Consider the following 18,064-nt stretch of genomic DNA (forward strand, 5'->3'; position numbering starts at 1 on the left):
CCTCTTGGTACGACACTGAACCCCCACCATCGTACGGTCGTACGGAAGGGGGCCCAGGGCCGGAAGGCCTATTACCGGAGCGTCACGTTCCGCTCACGCGCGGGCGTCTCGCGGAGCTCACGCGAAGGAGCCCGGAAGCAGCCCGGAACCCCGCCCGGAACCCGCTCGGAAACAGCCCGGAACCGCCTGGATCAGCCTGGATCAGCCTGGATCAGCCCGGGATGAGCTCACTCGAAGCGTGCGGCGAGCAGGACCACGTCCTCCTCGTCGTCGGCGGTGTCGAGGCCCTCCGGCAGCAGGGTCCGCAGGACGTGGTCGGCGATCGCGCCCGGGTCGCCCCGGTCCGCCCTCGGGACGCTCGAAGCGGCCGCGTGGAGCCGCGCGAAGGCCCGGTCCATGGCGTCGCCGGTACGGCGGAGCAGCCCGTCCGTGTAGAGAAGCACCGTTTCTCCCGGCGCGGGAGACAGCTCGACGCTCGGCGCCTCCCAGCAGGAGAGCATCCCGAGCGGAGCCGAGAGCGAGGTCTCGACGAACTCGGTGCGGTGGTCGCCGATGATCAGCGGCGGGGCGTGCCCGGCCCCGGCCAGGACGATCCGGCGCTGCGCGGGCTCGGCGTACGCGAAGAGCGCGGTCGCCGAGCGCGCCGGCTCGGTGAGCCGGAGCAGGAGCTCCAGGTCGGAGAGGACGGCGACGGGATCCTCGCCCTCCATCACCGCGTACGCCCGGAGGGAGGCGCGCAGCCGGCCCATGGCGGCCAGCGCGCTCGGCCCGGTCCCGGAGACGGAGCCGACGGCGAGCCCGAGGGCGCCCTCCGGCAGCGGCAGCGCGTCGTACCAGTCGCCGCCGCCCCGGGGGCCGGTGCGGTGGCGGGCGGCGAGCTGGACGCCGGGGACGCGGGGGAGGCGGCTGGGGAGCAGCTCCTCGGCGATGGTGGCGACCTGGGCGCGGGCACGCTCGACCTGGAGGAGACGGGCGAGGTGCTCGGTGGCGAAGCGGCCGTAGAGCCCGATGAGGTGGCGCTGGCGTTCGGAGGGCTCGGCGGGCTCGTCGTAGAGCCAGACGGCCGCGCCCAGCCGGCCGGCGTCCTCGGTGGCGAGGGGGAGGGCGTAGCTCGCGGCGTAGCCGAGGCGGGCGGCGACCTCGCGGTGGCGCGGGTCGAGGCCCTCCTCCGTACGGACGTCGGGGATGGCGATCGGATCGGGGACGCGGGCCGGGTCGGCGGGATCGGGGAGGCCGTCGAGGAGGCGGCCGTAGCTGGTGGCGCCGCGCGGGACGGTCTCGATCGTGCCGAGCTCGGCGTGGGCGAGCCCGAGGCCGATGGTGGTGGCGGGGCCGAGGCCGTCGGCGGGTTCGAGGACGGCCATGCCCCGGCGGGCGCCGACGAGGGCGGCACCTGCGCCGAGCACCTCGGGGAGGGCCTCGTCGAGGGACGAGGTCCTGATGAGGCGCTCGGTGAGTTCGTGGAGGGTGGTGAGGTCGGAGACCCAGCCGGCCAGCCGGTCCTGGATCAGCGCGCCGGGCGGGAGGGCCGCGTCGGCGGGCGTCGCCGCCGCGGGGACCCCGGAAAGGGGCGCCGTAGTGTGCGGGGGGTGGGGAACCGTGGAATCGATTCCGGCCACTTTCGGCATGTGTGGGGCGCTCATGTCAGTCGGCTTTCCGACCGGTGCGTTTGACGCCATAGCATCGCAAACCCCCATGTCATTCTGCGCCGCTCGATGCATCCACATGTACACGCACTGGAGGAGCGATGTCCAGCATTGTCCCCATGGGACTTGTGGTGTCCGTGAGCTTGGACGCAAGGGTTGAAGTACGCGGGAAGTTGGCCGAAAATTGCCCCCGGTGTGCACCTTTTGCGGTCGACTGGCGTCGTTTGAAAGCGCGTCATTCCGAGCGTGCTGGGTACGTACTCGATGACAGGCAGGGGCAGTTGGAGCTGCCCCGGAACGTGCCGCGGAACCCCGGCGTCTTACGTGCCGCAGGCCTCGGCCCGTCCCCCAGTGGCGGGGAACGTGTTCTGACCCGGCTTGGATCTGGCACCGATACGGATCGACCTGGCTCGACCTGGTTCCGACCTGGCTCCACCTGGTTCTGACCTGCTCCACCGGTTCCTCCCCCGGCTCGACCTGGCACAACCGGTTCATACCTGGCCCGTCGACCCCCGCTTCGGCGCGGGGCGGCGCACCACCGACCTTGTACGCGCTGATACGCACGGTGAAGAGATCTGCACATGGTGTGATGTGGATTCGGCGTTCAACGGAAAGGAACGAGCGCTCATGCGCGAGATCCTCGGAATCCTGGGACCCCTTGTGAGGCGAGGCAGGCGACGCAGGCTCCGGCTCCGGCGCGAGGTGAGGACGGCCCGGCTCGACGCGGCACTCACCTTCGCGGTCGAGTGGGACTGGCCCGTCCTGCCCGGCGTCGGCCTGTCGGCGACGACCCGCACGGCCGCCGGGCCGGCCTGCGCCTGCCCCGACCCCGAGTGCGCCGTCCCCGGCGCGCACCCGTACGACCCCGGGCTCCTCGCGGCCACGACCGACGAGCGGATGATCCGCTGGTGGTGGACCAGGCGCCCGGAGGCCCCGGTGGTCCTCGCCACGGGCGGCGGCGCGCCCTGCGCGGTGAGCCTGCCCGCGGTGGCGGGAGCACGGGCGCTGGCCGCGCTCGACGCGATGGGCATGCGGCTCGGCCCCGTGGTGGCGACGCCGACGCGATGGTCGATCCTCGTCGCCCCGTACGGCCTCGAACGGCTGGGCGAGCTGCTGTACGCGAAGGACAGCGTGCCCAGTTCGCTGCGGTTCCACAGTGAGGGTGGCTATCTATTGCTGCCGCCCTCGGTCGCCGGGAACGGGCAGGTGCGGTGGGAGCGGGCACCGCTCGCGGGCTCGGCCCGGCCGTGGCTGCCGGACGTGGAGGCCGTCGTGGACGCCCTGGTCGAGGCGAGCACGAGCACACCGGGCGGCGGAAGCCGGCTCACGTACTGACGGCTGATCGCCCGGGGCGTTCACCCGAACGGGTGTGTCCTGGCCCGACTTGCAGGGGAAACGGGCGCGCGGCCGACCGGGCGCCCGCCGGCCGCCGATATGTTCGCCCCACGCGTCGAAGATCCCGGGCGAAAGAGCAGGTGGGTCGCATGAGTCCGGTGATGAGCCCGGCGAAACTCCGCATGATCGGACTCGGAGCGGCCGTCACGATCGCCGTGCTGCTGCCGATCGTCGCGGTGGCGGGTCCGACGGGGCAGATGGGTGATCCCGTACGGCCTGCCGGTCAGGGCGACGCGAAGCCAGGCAACGGGGACGGGGGCGAGGACGGGGACCTGCTGTCGGGCCTGGGGCTCGGCCGCGGATCGCGTACGGCGGAGACTCCCGGCGGCGGCTCTGACGCGGGCTCGGATACCGGCGCTGGTCCGGCGCCCGCTGCCGTCTCCGCTCCCCCCTCCTCTTCCTCTTCCCCTTCCGCTTCCGGGCCCTCCTTCGAGGCCCCGGAGCGGATCACGAAGTGTGGGCCGGAACTCGCCTCTCCCGAGGGGATCGAGGCACAGACCTGCGTCCTGGTCGAAGGCCCCGACACCTGGGCGCGTACGTACTACCGGAACGCGACGGGTCAGGAACTCGACGCGTTTCTGACCCTGATGGCGCCCGGCGGGCGGACCGTACAAGTGCGTTGTCCGGTCGCGGCACAGGATGAACCGGGAACCTGTGAAACGCCCAGGGAACGCGGTCAGGACAAGGCCACGGCGTATACGGCGGTAGCGGAATTCGCGGGTACCGGCGAAGGGGACAGCACTCCGCTGCTGCTGCGGTCGGGCAACAACACGGCGGAGACCGAAGGAAGTTGAGTGCCGAACGCCCCGGCGCGGCCTGGGGCGGGCATGGAAACGCCCGATCGCTGGCGACGGGGGATGCACCAGCGACCGGGCTTCCAGAACGGTAACAAGAGATCTGCTGTTCGCAAATTCGATCTCGGTTATTCGGACAGGGATTTACCCGCCCGCAGACCGGGTTGTGGCGGAAGTCACCGACTGGTCGGTCTGTCAGTCACCGATACCACCTGGGGTATCAGCTGAGAGTCACCTGACGGTTCGTGAGGCCGCCGCGCGCGCGACGCTCCTCGGCCGTCAGCGGGGCGTCAGAGGCGAGCGCCTCGGCGAGCCGCTCGGCGAACTCGGCGGCCGGCTTCTCGCACTCCTCGGCGGTCATGGAGGTCGGCAGGTCCCACACCGGCACCATCAGGCCGTGGGCGCGGAAGGAGCCGACGAGGCGGGTGTCCGCGCCGAGGGACGTGCCCTCGCCGGCCTGGAGCCGGGCGAGCGCGTCGAGGAGCTTCTCCTCCGGGTGCGGCATGACCCAGCGCAGGTGGTTCTTGTCCGGGGTCTCGCACCAGTACGCGGAGTCGACGCCGGTCAGCCTGACCGTCGGGATCGCGGCGGCGTTGGCCCGCTCCAGGGAGGCGGCGACCTCGGGGTCGGCACCGTCCGCGGAGGCCGGGATCCAGAACTCGAAGCCCGTGTGGACCTCCGGGGCGAACGGCGCGTCCGCGTCGAGCAGCTCCTGGAGGCGCGGGCCCTCGGCCGGCACGCGGCGCGGGGGCACCGGGGTGCCCGGCTCGGTCTCCAGCGCACGCTGGAGGGTGTCGGAGAGGTCGCGCGCGAGGTCGCCGGAGGAGGAGTCGTTCTGCAGGGCGAGGAGGACGGAGCCGTCGTCGCGGCGCAGCGCCGGCCACGCCATCGGCAGCACGGTCGCGAGCGTCACGGACGGCACGCCCTCGGGCAGCCCGCCCTTCAGGGTGAGCGGCACGGTGGCGGCGGGGACGAGCTCGCGGAGCGCGACCCAGTCGCACTCGCCGGGCAGGCCCTCGAAGGGGCGCTGGACGAGCTCGGTCACGGCGTGCGAGGCGGACCGGCCGTGACAGGCCTTGTAGCGGCGGCCCGAGCCGCAGGGGCAGGGCTCGCGCGCGCCGACGACCGGGATCTCCCCGCTCGTGACCTGTGCCTGGCCGGCCTTGCCGGCCTTCGTCTGGGGGCGCTTCTTGGCCATGGTGTGGCTTTCTCCCGATCGCGGCGGTGCTGTGTGCGTGCTGTATCGGGCGCGAGCCTAGCCGCACCGGGCACCCCCGCCCCTCAGGCGGGGCGCGGCCCCGCCCGAGGCACATCGGTCCGGACCGCTCGTCCGGTCCGTCCATCCGGACAGTCCGTCAGTCCGGACCGTCCTTCCACTGCGCACGTCCGCACGTCCGCCCGCCCGTCCGGTCCGTCTTTCAGTCCAGATCGTCGTACGTGTCGAGGAAGTCGAAGCCCGAGCCACCGCCGACGCGCGCCGCGAAGTCCTCGCGGCGGTGTCCCTCGGTGACCACGACCCAGACCGTGACCTCGCCGGTCGCGCTGTCCCGTACGCCCCAGTCCTGGGCGAGCGCGCTGATGATGTTCAGCCCGCGTCCGCCGCGTGCCGTGACCGAGGGTGTGGACGGGACGGGCCTCGTGGGACCACCGCCGTCCGTCACCTCGACCCGCAGACCACCCGCCTGGTCGACCCGCCAGGCCGCCCGGACATCGCCCTCGCCCCGTTCCGCCCGTCCCAGCGGCCTGCCGTAGCGACAGGCATTGCTGAGCAGCTCCGAAAGGATCAGTACCGCGTCGTCGACGACCGATTCGGACACCCCGCTGCGGTACAGCTCGTCCCGCATCCGGTGTCGCGCCTCACCCACGCCCGCAGGGCCATGGGGTACGGCCATGCTCGACGACGTGGGCACCTCCTGTGCCACCACCAACGCCACCCCCGAGACCTCCTTTGCCCCACGCCACCGTGTGGATGCCCCACTGGACTGGACCGGAAACCGGCCAATGCACGTGGCGTGTGGCACTCGTGACGATCGCGTACGCGCTGAACGCGCCGGTGCACTCCCCGTAAGCCCTGGGGAGGGTGTGACGAATGGGGCAGGAGTTCAGCCGCGGCCCAGCTGGGAGAGCACCTGCTTCGGACGGTTCGTGATGATCGCGTCCACGCCCAGGCGTACGCAGAGCTCGACGTCCTCGGGCTCGTCCACCGTCCACACGTGGACCTGGTGCCCGGCCTTCTGGAGCCGCAGGATCACGGCGGGGTGGTGGCGGACGATCCGGATCGAGGGGCCCGCCACGCGCGCGCCCGCGGGGAGGCGCCCGTCGCGCAGCCGCGGGGTGACGAACTGCGTCAGGGAGACGGTCGGCAGGGTCGGCGAGGCGGCGGCGATCCGGTGGAGGGACCGGGCCGAGAAGCTCATGACCCGTACGGGAGAGTCGTCGCGGGAGGCGGGGGCGTCGAGCCCGAACCGCTTCAGGAGCTGGAGGAGCCGATCCTCGACCTGGCCCGCCCAGCGGGTGGGGTGCTTGGTCTCGATGGCCAGCTCGACCCGGCGCCCGGCGTCGGAGACGAGCTCCAGGAGGCGCTCCAGGGTGAGGACGGAGGTGTACTCGGGGTCTCCCCAGTCGGGGCTCTCCGAGGCGTCGTCCCGCTCCTCCCGCTCCTTCCAGACGCCGAAGTCGAGGGCGGCGAGGTCGGCGAGCTCGAGGGCGGAGACGGCGCCGCGACCGTTGGACGTACGGTTGACGCGTCGGTCGTGGACGCAGACGAGGTGGCCGTCGGCGGTGAGTCGGACGTCGCACTCCAGGGCGTCGGCGCCGTCCTCGATGGCCTTCACATAGGCGGCCAGGGTGTGTTCCGGGGCGTCCTCGGAGGCTCCGCGGTGGGCGACGACCTGGACGGGTGCGCTGTTCGGGTGCTGCCGTGCGTGAGTCACGGCGTCATGGTGCCATTGGCGGGGTGGGGCGAGCACACCGGAATCTGTCCGTTCTGTCCGTATATAAAGGATGGGGAGCGGATGCACAGCTCCGCCTTACAGCGGCCTGACGCCCGGTGGGAAAAGCTGGTGACAACACCCTGAGCCAGGCATGACCACCCACGACCACCCCGCGCAGTCATCGAGAAGCCAACAAGCAGTCAACGAGGAGAGCGAGCTGTGAGCACCGAGAACGAGGGCACGGCGGTTCCGGCGGACCCGACTGCCCCGTCCGCCCCTCCGACGCCTCCCGTACCTCCGACCCCGCCGGTGGAGGCGGTGACGGAGAAGACGGCCGAGGCCCCCGCCCCGGCCCCTGCCCCGGCGCCCGCCCCGGCCCCGGCTGCCGAGCCCGCGACCGTCGCGACTCCCATGGCTCCCCCGCCGCCCGCTCCCCCCGCCGTCCCCGCGGCGGCTCCGGCGGCCGCGACGGCTGCTGCCGGTGACGGTGGCTGGCCTCCGCCCCCGCCGGCCGTGCCGGCCTGGGGCGCCCCCCTCCCGCCCGCACCCCACGCCCCCGAGGCGCCCCGCAAGCGGACCGGCGGAATCGTCGCGGCCGTCCTGGTCGCGGCGCTCGTCGCGGGCGGCGTCGGCGGCGGCATCGGCTACTGGGCTGCCGAGCGCGGCGACGGCGGCGGCACCGGCTCGACCACCGTCTCCTCGGGCGAGGCACCCGCGTCGTTCAAGCGCGACCCGGGCACGGTCGCCGCGGTCGCGGCGAAGGCGCTGCCGAGCGTGGTCACGATCCAGGCGAAGTCCGGCGGAACGCAGGGCGAGAGCGAGGGCGGCACGGGCACCGGCTTCGTGTACGACCAGGAAGGCCACATCGTCACCAACAACCACGTGGTGGCGTCGGCGGCGGACGGCGGCACGCTCTCCGTGACCTTCTCCGACGGCAAGACGTACGACGCGGAGGTCGTCGGCCGGGCCCAGGGCTACGACGTGGCCGTCCTGAAGCTGAAGAGCGCCCCGAAGGGCTTGAAGCCGCTGCCGCTCGGCAACTCCGACCAGGTGGCGGTCGGCGACTCGACGATCGCGATCGGCGCGCCCTTCGGCCTGTCGAACACGGTGACGACGGGCATCATCAGCGCCAAGAACCGCCCGGTGGCCTCGGGCGACGGCTCGGGCGGCGGCAACTCGTACATGAGCGCCCTGCAGACCGACGCCTCGATCAACCCGGGCAACTCCGGCGGCCCGCTGCTCGACGCGAGCGGCGCGGTCATCGGCATCAACTCGGCCATCCAGTCCACCGGAAGCGGCTTCGGCCAGTCGCAGGCGGGCTCGATCGGCCTGGGCTTCGCGATCCCGGTCAACCAGGCGAAGAACGTGGCCCAGCAGCTGATCAAGACGGGCAAGCCGGTCTACCCGGTGATCGGCGCGACCGTGAACATGACCGAGCAGGGCGAGGGAGCGACGATCGCGTCCCAGGGCACCGGCGGCACCGCCTCGGTCACCCCGAACGGCCCGGCGGCGAAGGCGGGCCTCAAGGCCGGCGACGTGATCACGGGCTTCGGCGGTCACGCGATCGACAGCGGCCCGACGCTCATCAGCGAGATCTGGACCCACAAGCCGGGCGACGCGGTCAAGATCACCTACGAGCGCGACGGCAAGGCCTCCACGGCCACGGTCACCCTCGGCGAACGCACGGGCGACAGCTAGGGCCGGCCTGTGAGTGGGAGCGCCGGCACCAGGCGCTCCCGCTCACCCCGCCCCCTACCGCCGGCCTCCGTGCGAGCCGTACGAGCCGTACGAGTCGAGGACCTCAGGGGTCGCCTCCCAGGACGAAGACCCCTCCCCGGCGACGACGAAATCCCCGGCGCCGACGACGTCCCCGATGTCGATCCGCGCGGCGTCGAACTCGCCGTCCCGGGTGGGCTTCCGGTGCGCGGGGCGGCGCGGCTCGTCGTCGCCCATGATCAGCAGCGGGTCGAACATCACGACGGCCGCGGCCAGGACGAGGAAGATCAGCGGACCGACGAGCATCGGCAGCACGTTCAGGAGCGAGGAACCGTCGGTGATGTGCGAAGCCTCGTCGACCCGCACGCTGACGGCGGCCATGCCCGTGTAGTGCATGCCGGTCACAGCGACGCCCATGACGACACTGGCGCCGAGGCTGGCCCGGAAGCCGCGGATCGAGACCGCCGCCCAGAGCGCGGCGGTCGCCGCGACGACGGCGATGAGCACGGACACGACGACGACGGCGGGGGCGTAGCCGAGCTGTCCGGTCATCCGCATGGCCGCCATGCCCAGGTAGTGCATGCCGGCGACGCCGAGTCCGGTGAAGACGCCCGCGACGAGCAGCGGGGCCGGCCGGGCGCCGAGGTAGCCCACGATGAAGACGCCGACGCCCACGACGAGCACGGCCACGAGGAGGCTGAGGAACGTCAGGGACGCGTCGTACGAGATCGTCGTCTCGCGCACCTGGAAGCCGAGCATGGCGATGAAGTGCATCGTCCAGATGCCACATCCGATGGAGGCCGCGCCGAGCGCCAGCCAACCGGGCTTCCGCGCACGGTCGGTGCTGAGGGACCTGACCGTGCAACGCAGACCCAGGGCGCTTCCCAGACAGGCCATCACGTAACCCACCAAGGGCGTGACCATGCCGTAGCTGAAGCCGTCGATCGTGCCGTGCACCCTGCAACCCTTCGGGAATCGCGCGGCGCACGCCGCGAAACTCAAATGTGGAGATCTTGTGAACAAGCGACTCTAACTCAGCCCCCTCCCCGGCCGACCCAGCCCCACCCCGCTCCCCAGCCGGTACGCTGTAGCCCGCTCCACCCCAGGTGGGCAGGGGCGAGGGTGGGTTGCCCGAGCGGCCTAAGGGAACGGTCTTGAAAACCGTCGTGGCGCGAGTCACCGTGGGTTCAAATCCCACACCCACCGCACCGGATCAGCGTCCACGCTGATCGCAAGGGGCGCCTCTCGTCAGAGGCGCCCCTTTTCGCATGAAGGGGTCTTGGCGTGGTGCGGATCGTGCTGGTGCAGGGGGACATCACCGCCGAGGCGGTGGACGCGGTGGTCAATGCCGCGAACTCGTCGCTGCTCGGGGGCGGGGGCGTCGACGGAGCCATTCACCGGAAGGGCGGGCCGGAGATCCTCGCCGCCTGTCAGGACCTGCGGCGCTCCCACTACGGCAAGGGGCTGGCGACCGGTCAGGCGGTGGCGACGACCGCGGGGCGGTTGCCGGCCCGGCACGTGATCCACACCGTGGGGCCGGTCTGGTCGCGGGACGAGGACCGGTCGGCGCTGCTGGCCTCCTGCTATCGCGAATCCCTGCGGATCGCCGACGAGCTGGGGGCTCGTACGGTCGCGTTCCCGGCGATCTCCACCGGGATCTACGGCTGGCCGATGGGGGACGGGGCCAGGATCGCCGTGGAGACCGTGCGGGCCGCCCGTACCGAGGTGGAGGAGGTGCGGTTCGTGCTTTTCGATGCGGGGGCGTACGCGGCCTTCGAGGCGGCGGTCGGCAGGCAGGACTTTTCGTAGAACGCATTTGTCTGGACGGTGATTGCGTTCGAATTGCGCGTTCCCGGGACTCGCCGGGACGTCTTTCCGAGAGAAAGATTGGCGGAAAATCTGCCGGAACGCTTCCTCCCTTACCGCGCACGGATCCTCCCGGTCGCTCACCTCCCATCGACCGGCTGAGCTGCGCCGTTCTCGCTTCGCCGGGGTTTATCAGCCTGTCCTCACGCTTGCGGGGGAATAAGCCGCTCCGGGGTGGTTCGACGGGGATTCGGTGGGCAACTCTGGATTCGCGACGTCGAGCACAACGACCGAGGCGGTCGGCCAACTGCCTGGGTAATGGCTGTAGTTCAGAGAAGTTCTCGAAGCAGTTCCGTGCAAAGCATCAGTTTCAGTTCCCGGAGGAACAGACATGGCAAGCATCCGTACCGCCCGCGTTCTCGCCGCTGCCGCCGCCCTGCCCCTCGCCGCCGCGCTCTTCACGGGGGTGGCCCAGGCCGACAACGGTGGGTTCGCGGACGACGGATCGAACACGAGCGTCGCCACGATCATCGGCAGCGGTGTGGGTGGGGACAACAACGGAAACTCGACCACCACGCAGCAGGTGGCGACCGGTTCCGGTGCCTCCAACCAGAACAACACGGCGAGCGTGAACGGCTCCGCGTTCACCCACATCGACCAGTCGAACGCGGTGGTGAACTTCTACCCGTGGTGGTAGTCGGCAGTAGCACGGGAGCCGGCCCGACGGGGGGCTTGACCGCGGTGTGAACGACGAACGACGGCCTGCGCGCCGGTACTTCGGTACCGGCGTGCGGGCCGTCTCGCGTTTCGCGCCCCCGGGTTCGGGGGCGCTCGCCGGTGCAGAGGTGCGCGCCGGTATGGGGCGCGTACCGGTACAGGGGCGCGCGCCGGTACAGGGGTGCGTGCGAACGCCGACCGTGTGCCGGAGGGTCCGAACGTCTACCGCTCACCCCAGGGCGTGCGTCGCCGACCTTGACAGGGGTCCTGAATCTGACGGACAGTCAGAAACCTCAGTCGTCCCACGGGAGGCCGTCGCCGTGCACCTCGCCCCGACCGAGCGGCAGCTGCGGCTGCGCGCCGAACTCCGCGCGTACTTCCGCGAGGTGATGCCCGACGGCCCGCCTCCCCCCGACGACGCCGCCGCCCAGCGCCGGCTGCTCCGGCGGATCGGGGCGGACGGGCTCCTCGGTCTCGGCTGGCCCGAGGAGTACGGCGGTCAGGGGCGCGGCCCCGACGAGCAGTTCGTCTTCTTCGACGAGGCCTACCGGGCGGGCGCCCCCGTCTCCATGGTCACCCTCAACACCGTCGGGCCCACCCTGATGAAGTACGGGACCGACGAGCAGAAGGACTACTTCCTGCCCCGGATCCTGCGCGGCGAGACCGTCTTCGCCATCGGCTACAGCGAGCCCGAGGCCGGCACGGACCTGGCCTCCCTCCGGACGCGCGCGGTGCGGGACGGCGCGGCCTGGCTGATCGACGGGCAGAAGATCTTCACCTCCAACGCCCAGAACGCCGACTGGATCTGGCTCGCCTGCCGCACCGACCCCGACGCGCCGCCGCACCGGGGCATCTCCATCGTCCTCGTGCCCACCGACGCGCCGGGCTTCTCCTGGACCCCGATCGCGACCGTCGGCGGGCTGACGACGACCGCGACCTACTACGACGGGATACGGGTGCCCGCCGGGAACCTCGTCGGGCCGGAGCACGGCGGCTGGGGGCTGATCACCGAGCAGCTCAACCACGAGCGGGTCGCGCTCGCCGCGATCGGCATGCAGGCCGAGGACTTCTTCGCGGCGGCGCTCGACCGGGCGCGCACCCCCGATCCGGTGACGGGCAGGCGCCGTGTTGACGAGCCGTGGATACGGATTCGGGCCGCCGAAGCGCACGCCCGGCTGGCGGCAACGCGCCTGCTCAACTGGCGTTTGGTGGGGGACGTGGGGGCCGGCCGGCTGGCCCCGGGGGACGCGAGCGGCGTGAAGTTCGCGGGAACCGAATCGGCGGTCGAGGTGTATCGAATATGTCAGGAGATCGCGGGCGGGGCGGGGACGGTGCGAGCGGGTTCGCCGGGGGAGTTCGACGGCGGCGAGCTGGAGCGCATGAACCGCGCCGCGCAGATCAACACCTTCGGGGGAGGGGTGAGCGAGGTGCAGCGCGAGATCGTCGCGAGGATGCGGCTCGGCATGAAGGGGAGGGGGCGGCGATGAGCGGTACGGAGACGCCACCGGACGAGCTGTACGAGCGGCTCGCCGCCTACGAGGGGCGGTCCGCCGCCACCGCCGGAGTCGGCAAGGACCCGGTCAACCTGCCCATGATCAGGCACTGGTGCGAGGCCATGGGGGACGCCCACCCGGCGTACGAGGGGCCAGGGGCGGTCGCGCCCCCGACCATGCTCCAGGCATGGACCATGGGCGGCCTCTCCGGGCACGCCGGCCGCTCCGAGGCCTACGACGAGCTGTCCGCGCTGCTCGACGGCGCGGGGTACACCTCGGTCGTCGCGACCGACTGCGAGCAGGAGTACCTCCGGCCGCTGCGGCCGGGGGACGCGATCACCTTCGACGCCGTCATCGAATCCGTGTCGCCACGCAAGACGACCAAGCTCGGTACCGGGCACTTCGTCACCACCCGGATGGACGTCCTGGCGGACGGCGAGCTCGCGGGCACCCACCGCTTCCGGATCCTCAAGTACGCGCCCGCGGGACGTCCCCCGAAGCCCGCACAGCGGGCCTCGAAGCCCGAGCAGCGGACCCCGGAGACCGCCGCGGCGGCGCCCCGGAGGCCCCGCCCGGTCGTCAACCGGGACAACGCCGGATTCTGGGAGGGCGTGGCCGCGCACCGGCTGCTCATCCAGCGCTGCGGTGGCTGCGCGAGCCTGCGGCTCCCCTGGCTTCCGGGGTGCGCCGAGTGCGGCTCGCCGGAGTGGGACACCGTCGAGGCGAGCGGCGCCGGGACCGTCTACTCGTACGTGGTGATGCACCACCCGCCCTTCCCGGCCTTCGACCCGCCGTACGCGGTCGGGCTCGTCGAACTGGCCGAGGGCGTGCGGATCGTGAGCAACGTGGTGGGCGTGCCGTACGACAAGGTCCGGATCGGGATGCCGGTGCGGCTGGAGTTCCTGCGGGTCGACGACGAGCTGGAGCTCCCCGTCTTCCGCGCGGGAGGGGAGGGCTGACATGGACTTCACCCCCACCGAGGAGCAGGACGCCGTCCGGGAGCTGGCCGCACGGATCTTCGGCGACCTCGCCACCCACGAGCGGCTCGCGGCCGCCGGCAGCGGCAGTGACGCCGAGCTGTGGAAGGCCCTCTGCGCGGCAGGCCTCCCCGGCGCCGTCGAGGAGACCGGGCTGCTCGGCCTCGTCCTCCTCCTGGAGGAGCAGGGACGCACGACCGCGCAGGTCCCGCTCGCCGCGAGCTGTGTGTACGGGATCCTCGCCGTCGCCCGGCACGGCACCGAGGAGCAGCGCGCCCGGCTCCTGCCGGGCCTCCGCGACGGTACGACGGTGGTGACGGGCGCCCTCCCCGCGACCGGCAGGGTCACGGTGCGCGAGGGGCGGCTCGGCGGGGCCGTCGACTGGGTGCCGTGGCTCAGGGACGCCACCCATGTCCTCGTACCGGACGCGGAGCGCGGCCTGTGGCTCGTCCGCACCGAGGACGCGGCCCGCATCGAGCCCGTCGAGCTCACCGCGCCCTGGTCGGCGGGGCGGCTCGTGCTCGACGGGACGGCGGGGGAGCGGCTGGGCACCGGCCCCGGGGCCTACGAGGACGTGCTGGCCTCCGCCCGCGTCGCCTTCGCCGGGCTCCAGGCGGGTGTGTGCGCCGGGTCCCTCGCCAGAGCCGTGGAGTACACCTCCGTACGCGAGCAGTTCGGCCGCCCGCTCGCCACCCACCAGGCGGTCCAGCTGCGCGCCGCCGACGCCCACATGGACACCGAGGCCATCCGGGTCACGGCCTACGAGGCGGCCTGGCGCCACGACGAGGGCCTGGACGCCACCGAGGCCGCCCTGACGGCCGCCTGGTGGGCGTCCGAGGCGGGCAAGCGGGTCGTCCACACCGGGCAGCACCTCCACGGCGGCATGGGCGCCGACCTCGACCACCCCGTCCACCGGCACTTCCTGTGGGGCCGGCAGCTCGACGCCTATTTGGGCTGCGGCACCGAACTCCTCGCCGAACTCGGCGACCTGCTCGCGAAGGGAGACCCGTCATGAAGCCCGGGGACGAGCTGCCACCGCTGACGATCCCGATCACCCGCACCCTGATCGTCGCCGGGGCCGTGGCCTCCCGCGACTACCAGGACGTGCACCACGACGCCGAACTGGCCCGGGAGAAGGGCTCCCCGGACATCTTCATGAACATCCTCACGACCAACGGGCTCGTCGGCCGGTACATCACCGACCACTTCGGCCCCCGTGCCGCCCTCCGCGGGGTCGCCATCCGGCTCGGCGCCCCCAACTACCCCGGGGACACCATGACCCTGACCGGGACGGTCACCGAGGTGGCCGGGGACACGGCCACGGTCCGGGTCGTCGGGGCCAACGGCCTGGGGCACCATGTCACCGGGACGGTCACCGTGGAGGTGGCGCGATGAGCGTCCGCACCAAGGACGGCCTCGGCGGCCGGGCGGCCGTCGTCGGCATCGGGGCGACGGAGTTCTCCAAGGACTCGGGCCGCAGCGAACTCTCCCTCGCCGCCGAGGCGGTACGGGCCGCCCTGGACGACGCAGGGCTGACCCCCGGCGACGTCGACGGCCTGGTCACCTTCACCATGGACACCAACCCCGAGATCACCGTCGCCCAGGCCGCCGGCATCGGCGAGCTGTCCTTCTTCTCCCGGGTGCACTACGGAGGCGGGGCCGCCTGCGCCACCGTCCAGCAGGCGGCGCTCGCCGTCGCCGGCGGGGTCGCCGAAGTCGTCGTCTGCTACCGGGCGTTCAACGAGCGCTCCGGACGCCGCTTCGGCTCCGGGGTCCAGCAGCGGGAGCCCTCCGCCGAGGGCGCCGCGCTCGGCTGGCAGCTGCCCTTCGGGCTGCTCACCCCGGCCTCCTGGGTCGCGATGGCCGCCCAGCGGTACCTCCACACGTACGGGCTGACCCCGGACGCCTTCGGCCACGTCGCCGTCACCGACCGGCGGTACGCGGCCCGCAACCCCGCCGCGTACTTCCACGGGAAGCCGATCACCCTCGCCGACCACGCCGCCTCGCGCTGGATCGTCGAGCCGCTGCGGCTCCTCGACTGCTGCCAGGAGACCGATGGCGGCCAGGCGATCGTCGTCACCTCCGTCGAGCGCGCTCGCGATCTGCCGCGGCCGCCCGCCGTGATCCTGGCGGCGGCCCAGGGCGCCGGACGGAAGCAGGAGGCCATGACCAGCTTCTACCGGGACGAGTTGACCGGGCTGCCGGAGATGGGGGTGGTCGCCCGGCAGCTCTGGCGGACCGCGGGCCTCACGCCGGACGACATCGACGTGGCCATCCTCTACGACCACTTCACGCCGTTCGTGCTGATGCAGTTGGAGGAGTTCGGCTTCTGCGGTCCCGGGGAGGCGGCGGACTTCGTCGCGGCCGACGCGATACCGCTGAACACCCACGGCGGTCAGCTCGGCGAGGCCTATCTGCACGGCATGAACGGCATCGCGGAGGCGGTGCGGCAGGTGCGCGGCACCTCGGTGAACCAGATACCCGGCGCGGCCCGGACTCTGGTCACGGCGGGTACGGGGGTTCCCACGTCCGGGTTGATCCTGGGCACGGACGGCTGACGCGAGGGCCCCAGCGGTGGCCGGGCGGAGCGGGCGGCCCTCCACTGGCGCCATGAGCACTCACGCGCCGCCCTCGCGTCCACCGACCCGTTCGCCGGCCCCGTCGTCGCCCGTCCGCCCGCCGCACGCACGGTCCGCGCCGCCTCCCGGGGCGCGGACCGTGGTCACCGCCCTGGTGGTGGCGATGGCCGGCGCGGCCCTCCTCGCCGGCGGCCCGGCCCGCGCCACGGCCCGCGCCACGGCCGTGGCTGCGGCAGGGGCCCCGGCAGGGGCCCCGGCTCCGGCCGCGGCCCCCGCTCCGGGCGCACCCGCCGTCGCCGAGCCCGCCCTTGCCGAGCCCGTCGCTGCCGCACCCGTCGTCGCTGCCGCACCCGTCGTCGCACCCGCACCCGCACCCGTCGCCGCCCCACCCGCCGTCGCCGCACCTGTCCGTGCCGAGTCGGTCGCCGCCGCACCCGCACCCGCCGCCGCACCCATCCCCGCCGCACCCGTCCCCGCCGCGCCCGTCGTCGCCGAGCCCGCGCCGCGTTTCGCGGGCAAGGCCTTCGACACCTGCGAGGCGCCGTCGCTCGCGGTGATGAAGGCCTGGCTCAACTCCCCGTACCGGGCCGTCGGGGTCTACTTCGGGGGCCGGGGGCGGGGCTGTCCCACCCAGAAGGAGCTGAGCCCCGCCTGGGTCGCCTCCGCCCACGCCATGGGCTGGCGGCTGCTGCCGCTCTTCGTCGGCTCCCAGGCGCCGTGCGTCTACGCCGCCGCGAAGCGGCCGTACGCCATCGGCGGCACCCCCTGGAGTCAGGGCGTCCGGGAGGCGGGCGAGGCGGTGCGGGCGGCGCGGGCCCTGGGGATCGGCACGAGCAGTCCGCTCTACCTGGACATCGAGGCCTACCAGGTGGAGGACACGAGCTGTGCCGCCACCACCCTCTCGTTCGTCCGCGCCTGGAACCGCGAGGTGCGGCGCCTCGGCTATCTGCCCGGCTTCTACAGCAGCGCCGACACCGGGGTCCGGCACATCGAGGGGCAGCGGAAGGCGGGCACGCAGGACCTGCCGTCCGTGATGTGGTTCGCGCGTTGGCGGGGGACGCCCGCGCTGTACACCGAGACGTCGCTGCACCCGGAGGCCTGGACGCCGCACGCCCGGATCCACCAGTACGCGGGGAACGTCGCCGAGTCCTACGGAGGACGCCGGATGCTCATCGACCGCAACGCGGTGGACGCGCCGGTCGCCCGCGTCACGACGACCGGCAACTGACACCCGGCACGCCCGGACCCCGCCTCAGCCTTCCCCCGACCCCGGTTCGGCTCCCGTTCGATCCGGTCTCGACCCTGAGGCCTTCGGTGGGGCGACTCCACCCAGAGGAGGTCCAGCCGTCGCCGTTCCTCCGACCTGAGGCGGACCCCGGTTCGGGACCTGGGGCCGATCCGCCGGGCACGGTGCGCTTCTAGCGTGGAGTCATGACTCCGCCACCCTCTGGCCCCGTCTGCACCGGCGCCTCGAAGGCCGCCCTCGGTCACGTGCCGTACCCGTCGTTCTCCTCGTACGTACGGGCCCGTGGTCCCGTGCTGCTGCGGACGGCCCGCTCCCTGACCGCCAACCCCTGCGACGCCGAGGACCTCCTCCAGACCGCGCTCGCCAAGACGTTCGTCGCCTGGGAACGCATCGAGGACCACCGCGCCCTGGACGGCTACGTCCGGCGCGCGCTGCTGAACACCCGTACGTCGCAGTGGCGCAAGCGCAAGGTCGACGAGTTCGTCTGCGAGGAGCTGCCGGAGCCGGCCGGGCTCCCGGAGCCGGACCCGGCCGACCGCCAGGTCCTGCACGACGCGATGTGGCGCGCGGTGATGAAGCTGCCGGAGCGCCAGCGTCAGATGGTGGTCCTGCGGTACTACGAGGACCTCAGCGAGGTCCAGACGGCGGAGGTGCTCGGCGTCTCGGTCGGCACGGTCAAGAGCGCGGTGTCCCGGGCGCTCGGCAAGCTCCGCGAGGACCCGGAGCTGACGCCCGTGCGGTGAGAACCCGACGAGGACCCGG

General features: G+C 72.7%; 17 protein-coding genes and 1 tRNA gene. 13 read left to right on the plus strand and 5 right to left on the minus strand.

All coding sequences use genetic code 11. The annotated features are described in order from the left end of the window. Positions 1-227: 227 nt before the first annotated feature. Positions 228-1,619, minus strand: coding sequence for a PP2C family protein-serine/threonine phosphatase (locus ASC82_RS28350; RefSeq protein ID WP_056653857.1), 1,392 nt, complete (start codon positions 1,617-1,619; stop codon positions 228-230). 654 nt (positions 1,620-2,273) lie between these two features. Between ASC82_RS28350 and ASC82_RS28355 the strand changes: the two genes are divergently transcribed. Beyond that, positions 2,274-2,981: a bifunctional DNA primase/polymerase gene (locus ASC82_RS28355; protein ID WP_056653859.1), complete on the plus strand. Its 708-nt coding sequence runs from the start codon at positions 2,274-2,276 to the stop codon at positions 2,979-2,981. A gap of 149 nt (positions 2,982-3,130) precedes the next feature. Next, positions 3,131-3,835: a hypothetical protein gene (locus ASC82_RS28360; protein ID WP_242427810.1), complete on the plus strand. Its 705-nt coding sequence runs from the start codon at positions 3,131-3,133 to the stop codon at positions 3,833-3,835. Positions 3,836-4,055: 220 nt separating this feature from the next. Here the strand turns inward: ASC82_RS28360 and ASC82_RS28365 are convergent, their stop codons facing one another. The 3 genes from ASC82_RS28365 to ASC82_RS28375 form a co-directional block, all read right to left on the minus strand. Next, complete coding sequence (locus tag ASC82_RS28365) at positions 4,056-5,033, minus strand: DUF5926 family protein (protein ID WP_056653865.1); 978 nt, start codon at positions 5,031-5,033, stop codon at positions 4,056-4,058. 220 nt (positions 5,034-5,253) lie between these two features. Continuing rightward, positions 5,254-5,856 carry an ATP-binding protein gene (locus ASC82_RS28370; protein WP_079039529.1) on the minus strand — a complete coding sequence of 201 codons (603 nt, stop codon included), beginning with the start codon at positions 5,854-5,856 and terminating at the stop codon, positions 5,254-5,256. Positions 5,857-5,937: 81 nt separating this feature from the next. Next, positions 5,938-6,768 (minus strand): glycerophosphodiester phosphodiesterase, encoded by an 831-nt coding sequence (locus ASC82_RS28375; protein ID WP_056653871.1) that lies wholly within the window; start codon positions 6,766-6,768, stop codon positions 5,938-5,940. A 219-nt stretch (positions 6,769-6,987) separates the two neighbouring features. Here ASC82_RS28375 and ASC82_RS28380 point away from each other — a divergent pair, with 219 nt between their 5' ends. Next, positions 6,988-8,466: a trypsin-like peptidase domain-containing protein gene (locus tag ASC82_RS28380; RefSeq protein WP_056653875.1), complete on the plus strand. Its 1,479-nt coding sequence runs from the start codon at positions 6,988-6,990 to the stop codon at positions 8,464-8,466. Positions 8,467-8,520: 54 nt separating this feature from the next. Here ASC82_RS28380 and ASC82_RS28385 read toward each other — a convergent pair whose 3' ends face one another. Further along, positions 8,521-9,441 carry an MHYT domain-containing protein gene (locus ASC82_RS28385; protein WP_056653878.1) on the minus strand — a complete coding sequence of 307 codons (921 nt, stop codon included), beginning with the start codon at positions 9,439-9,441 and terminating at the stop codon, positions 8,521-8,523. Positions 9,442-9,605: 164 nt separating this feature from the next. Between ASC82_RS28385 and ASC82_RS28390 the strand changes: the two genes are divergently transcribed. The 10 genes from ASC82_RS28390 (at position 9,606) to ASC82_RS28435 (ending at position 18,045) form a co-directional block, all read left to right on the plus strand. Then, positions 9,606-9,690 (plus strand) — tRNA-Ser (locus ASC82_RS28390). A gap of 78 nt (positions 9,691-9,768) precedes the next feature. Beyond that, positions 9,769-10,293: an O-acetyl-ADP-ribose deacetylase gene (locus ASC82_RS28395; protein WP_056653882.1), complete on the plus strand. Its 525-nt coding sequence runs from the start codon at positions 9,769-9,771 to the stop codon at positions 10,291-10,293. A 388-nt stretch (positions 10,294-10,681) separates the two neighbouring features. Continuing rightward, a complete protein-coding gene (locus ASC82_RS28400; protein ID WP_055642378.1) occupies positions 10,682-10,987 on the plus strand; it encodes a hypothetical protein in 306 nt (101 codons plus the stop codon). Between the two features lie 340 nt (positions 10,988-11,327). Continuing rightward, on the plus strand, positions 11,328-12,494 hold the full coding sequence (locus ASC82_RS28405) for an acyl-CoA dehydrogenase family protein (protein WP_056653885.1): 1,167 nt from the start codon (positions 11,328-11,330) through the stop codon (positions 12,492-12,494). Continuing rightward, positions 12,491-13,459 carry a bifunctional MaoC family dehydratase N-terminal/OB-fold nucleic acid binding domain-containing protein gene (locus ASC82_RS28410; RefSeq protein WP_056653887.1) on the plus strand — a complete coding sequence of 323 codons (969 nt, stop codon included), beginning with the start codon at positions 12,491-12,493 and terminating at the stop codon, positions 13,457-13,459. The genes ASC82_RS28405 and ASC82_RS28410 overlap by 4 nt, the downstream gene beginning before the upstream one ends. A 1-nt stretch (position 13,460) precedes the next feature. Beyond that, positions 13,461-14,492 (plus strand): acyl-CoA dehydrogenase family protein, encoded by a 1,032-nt coding sequence (locus tag ASC82_RS28415; protein WP_056653890.1) that lies wholly within the window; start codon positions 13,461-13,463, stop codon positions 14,490-14,492. Further along, positions 14,489-14,872, plus strand: a complete 384-nt coding sequence (locus ASC82_RS28420; protein WP_056653892.1) for a MaoC family dehydratase — start codon at positions 14,489-14,491, stop codon at positions 14,870-14,872. Before ASC82_RS28415 ends, ASC82_RS28420 begins: the two co-directional genes overlap by 4 nt. After that, the gene (locus tag ASC82_RS28425) at positions 14,869-16,035 is read left to right on the plus strand and encodes a lipid-transfer protein (RefSeq protein ID WP_056653896.1); all 1,167 of its coding nucleotides are present in this window, start codon (positions 14,869-14,871) and stop codon (positions 16,033-16,035) included. The genes ASC82_RS28420 and ASC82_RS28425 overlap by 4 nt, the downstream gene beginning before the upstream one ends. 160 nt (positions 16,036-16,195) lie before the next feature. Continuing rightward, entirely contained in the window at positions 16,196-17,284 is a 1,089-nt protein-coding gene (locus tag ASC82_RS28430; protein ID WP_242427811.1) for a DUF1906 domain-containing protein, read from the plus strand. 203 nt (positions 17,285-17,487) lie between these two features. Further along, positions 17,488-18,045, plus strand: a complete 558-nt coding sequence (locus ASC82_RS28435; RefSeq protein WP_024759589.1) for a SigE family RNA polymerase sigma factor — start codon at positions 17,488-17,490, stop codon at positions 18,043-18,045. Positions 18,046-18,064 lie beyond the last annotated feature (19 nt).

Origin of the sequence: Streptomyces sp. Root431, assembly GCF_001426585.1 — a bacterium.
GTDB lineage: Bacteria > Actinomycetota > Actinomycetes > Streptomycetales > Streptomycetaceae > Streptomyces > Streptomyces stackebrandtii.

Coding starts and splice junctions, on each gene's coding strand:
- ASC82_RS28355 (WP_056653859.1), top strand. CDS start 2,274: ATGCGCGAGATCCTCGGAATCCTGGGACCCCTTGTGAGGCGAGGCAGG.
- ASC82_RS28400 (WP_055642378.1), top strand. CDS start 10,682: ATGGCAAGCATCCGTACCGCCCGCGTTCTCGCCGCTGCCGCCGCCCTG.
- ASC82_RS28425 (WP_056653896.1), top strand. CDS start 14,869: ATGAGCGTCCGCACCAAGGACGGCCTCGGCGGCCGGGCGGCCGTCGTC.
- ASC82_RS28410 (WP_056653887.1), top strand. CDS start 12,491: ATGAGCGGTACGGAGACGCCACCGGACGAGCTGTACGAGCGGCTCGCC.
- ASC82_RS28415 (WP_056653890.1), top strand. CDS start 13,461: ATGGACTTCACCCCCACCGAGGAGCAGGACGCCGTCCGGGAGCTGGCC.
- ASC82_RS28420 (WP_056653892.1), top strand. CDS start 14,489: ATGAAGCCCGGGGACGAGCTGCCACCGCTGACGATCCCGATCACCCGC.
- ASC82_RS28435 (WP_024759589.1), top strand. CDS start 17,488: ATGACTCCGCCACCCTCTGGCCCCGTCTGCACCGGCGCCTCGAAGGCC.
- ASC82_RS28360 (WP_242427810.1), top strand. CDS start 3,131: ATGAGTCCGGTGATGAGCCCGGCGAAACTCCGCATGATCGGACTCGGA.
- ASC82_RS28365 (WP_056653865.1), bottom strand. CDS start 5,033: ATGGCCAAGAAGCGCCCCCAGACGAAGGCCGGCAAGGCCGGCCAGGCA.